We start from the raw sequence: 2919 nt of genomic DNA, 5'->3' as shown, positions 1-2919 counted from the left end.
CCCGCACGTTCGGCGAACTGGCCAGGCTGACCCGCGACCTGCCGGTCTCCCCCCTTCCCGCGCCCACCCCCGTTCCCCGCGCCGAGGCGGGCCGACGGGGCAAGGACGTGGTGGAGATCAACCAGCGCTTCGGCACCCTCCGGCGGAGCGGCCCCTGGGAGGTTCCGCGCCGACTGGAACTGCGGATGCACGGAGGCGACGTCAAGCTCGACTTCACCCAGGCGGTGATCAGCCATGACACCCTCGACCTGGACGTGTACCTGAGCATCGGCGGCGACCTGATCATCGTGGTCCGGCCGGGCATCGTGGTGGCGACCCACGACCTCAACGTGGGCGGGGGCGATCTCAAGATCCGCGTGCCCAAGTCCGACGGGCACGAGCCGGTCGAGCTCCGGGTGAACGTGACCGGGCGGCTTCGCGCCGGCGACGTGGTGGTCAGGTACCCGCGTCGGACGCTCGGGCAGTGGATGCGCGGGGAGAGCGCGCTCTGAGGCACGGCCGGACGGTGGTCCGGCGGAGGAACGGAGGGTGGTGACCGGCTCGCAGCGGCCGGCCGCCACCCTCCGTGTCCGTGACGGGCGCTGCGAGCGGGCCCGTACGGTCACCGGGCGGTCCGCCGGACGAACCACTGGACCTGAATAGCCCGCCGTGGTATTCAATGCAATCCGGCTCCCGTGCGGACCGGTGGATCGAGTGTCGGATTCCTCGATTCCGAGCACGGGTGGCCGGTTCAAGTGTTCAACTGCCACGTTTGCACCGCCCAACGGGGCTGGATACGTTCCTGTGGCTGGTGGGCTCGATCTTTTGCAGGTATTGGGAAATCCCGATTTTTGCGTCATTCCGCGGTAATCCCGCACCGCGGCTGTGCAGATCCGGAATTGGCATATCCTCGGCAAGCAGGGGTGGCGGAATTTAATGGCCAACGAAGACAGGCTCCGCGATTATCTGAAGCTCGTGACGGCTAATCTGCGCCAGGTCCGCCGTCGCCTCGCTGAGGTCGAGGAACGGAGCCAGGAGCCGATCGCGATCGTCGGCATGGGCTGCCGCTTCCCCGGCGGGGTGCGGAACCCCGAGGAGCTGTGGAAGCTGCTCGCCGACGGCTCGGACGCGATCGGCCCGTTCCCGCAGGACCGGGGCTGGGATCTCGAGAACCTGTACGACCCCGATCCTGACCACCCGGGCACTTCGTACGCGCGCCACGGCGGATTCATGTACGACGCCACCGAGTTCGACGCCGGCTTCTTCGGGATCAGCCCGCGCGAGGCGGTCACCATGGACCCTCAGCAGCGCCTGCTGCTGGAGGTGTCCTGGGAGGCGCTGGAGCAGGCGGGCATCGACGCCGCCTCGCTGCGCGGCAGCCGCACCGGCGTGTTCGCCGGCGCCTACAGCCAGGGCTACGGCACGGACCCGGCGGCGCAGAGCGGAGGGTCCGAGGGCCACCTCCTCACCGGCATCGCGACCAGCGTCACCTCCGGCCGGGTGGCGTTCACCCTGGGCCTGGAGGGCCCGGCCGTCACCATCGACACCGCGTGCTCGTCCTCCCTGGTGGCCCTGCACCTGGCCGCCCAGTCGCTGCGCTCCGGCGAGTCCTCGCTGGCCCTGGTCGGCGGCGCGACGGTGATCTCCAGCCCGTCCGTCTTCGTGGGCTTCTCCCGGCAGCGCGGGACGTCCGTGGACGGGCGCTGCAGGTCCTTCGCGGCGGAGGCGGACGGCTCCGGCTGGGCCGAGGGCGTCGGCGTGCTCGTGGTGGAGCGACTGTCGGACGCGCGCCGCAACGGGCACAAGGTCCTGGCGGTGATGCGCGGTTCGGCGGCCAACCAGGACGGTGCGTCCAACGGTCTGACGGCGCCCAACGGTCCGTCGCAGCAGCGGGTGATCCGTGCGGCGCTGGCCAACGCCGGGGTCCGCGCCGACGAGGTCGACGTGGTGGAGGCGCACGGTTCGGCGACCACGCTCGGTGACCCGATCGAGGCCGAGGCGCTGCTGGCCACGTACGGCCAGGAGCGGCCGGAGGGCCGGCCGCTGTGGCTGGGGTCGGTGAAGTCGAACATCGGGCACACCCAGGCGGCCGCCGGTGTGGCCGGTGTGATCAAGATGGTGATGGCGCTGCAGAACGAGCGGCTGCCGCAGACGCTGCACGTGGACGAGCCGACCCCCCACGTGGAGTGGGCGGCCGGCGACGTCAAGCTGCTGGCCGACTCGGTGGCGTGGCCCGCCGGGGAGCACGTGCGCCGTGGCGGCGTGTCGTCGTTCGGCATGAGCGGCACCAACGTCCACATCATCCTGGAGGAGGCCCCGGCCGAGGACGGCGAGGCCGCGGAGGCGTCCGCCGGGGACGCCGAGGGTGCCGAGGGCGCGGAGACCGTGGACGAGTCGGCCGTCGAGGCCGAGGCGGCTCCGGCTGCTCCCGTGGTGGTCGAGGGCGGGCCGGCCGCGTGGCTGGTGTCCGGCCGTACGGCGGAGGCGCTGGCCGGGCAGGCGGGCCGTCTGCGCGAGTGGGTGTCGGCTCGTCCGGGGCTGGTGCCGGCGGATGTGGCGTGGTCGCTGGCGGCGACCCGCTCGGTGTTCGAGCACCGGGCCGTAGTGGTCGGTGGCGACCGTGTCGCGCTGGCGTCGGGCCTGGAGGGTCTGGCCCTGGGTGCTCCGGCTGCTTCGGTGGTGTCGGGAGTGGCCCGGACCGGTGGTCGGACGGCGTTCGTGTTCGCGGGTCAGGGTGCGCAGTGGGTCGGTATGGGCCGGGAACTCGCGTCGGTGAGTCCGGTGTTCGCGGCGCGGCTGGCGGAGTGTGAGGCGGCGCTGGCGCCGTTCGTGGACTGGAAGCTCTCCGACGTGCTGGCCGGGGCGGAGGGTGCTCCGGGTCTGGACGCGGCGGATGTGGTGCAGCCGGTGCTGTGGGCGATCATGGTGTCGCTGGCGGCC

General features: G+C 72.0%; 2 protein-coding genes. Both read left to right on the top strand.

The features are described 5' to 3' along the window. A partial coding sequence (locus J0670_RS34620; protein WP_207816385.1) for a hypothetical protein occupies nucleotides 1–491 on the top strand: 491 nt, incomplete at its 5' end. A 424-nt stretch (nucleotides 492–915) separates the two neighbouring features. Beyond that, a partial coding sequence (locus J0670_RS34615; RefSeq protein ID WP_207816384.1) for a type I polyketide synthase occupies nucleotides 916–2919 on the top strand: 2004 nt, incomplete at its 3' end.

The organism is Streptomyces sp. FH025, from assembly GCF_017427025.1.
Lineage (GTDB): Bacteria > Actinomycetota > Actinomycetes > Streptomycetales > Streptomycetaceae > Kitasatospora.
The sequence above is the reverse complement of the archived record's forward strand: the minus strand, read 5'-3'. Positions and strand labels throughout refer to the sequence as shown.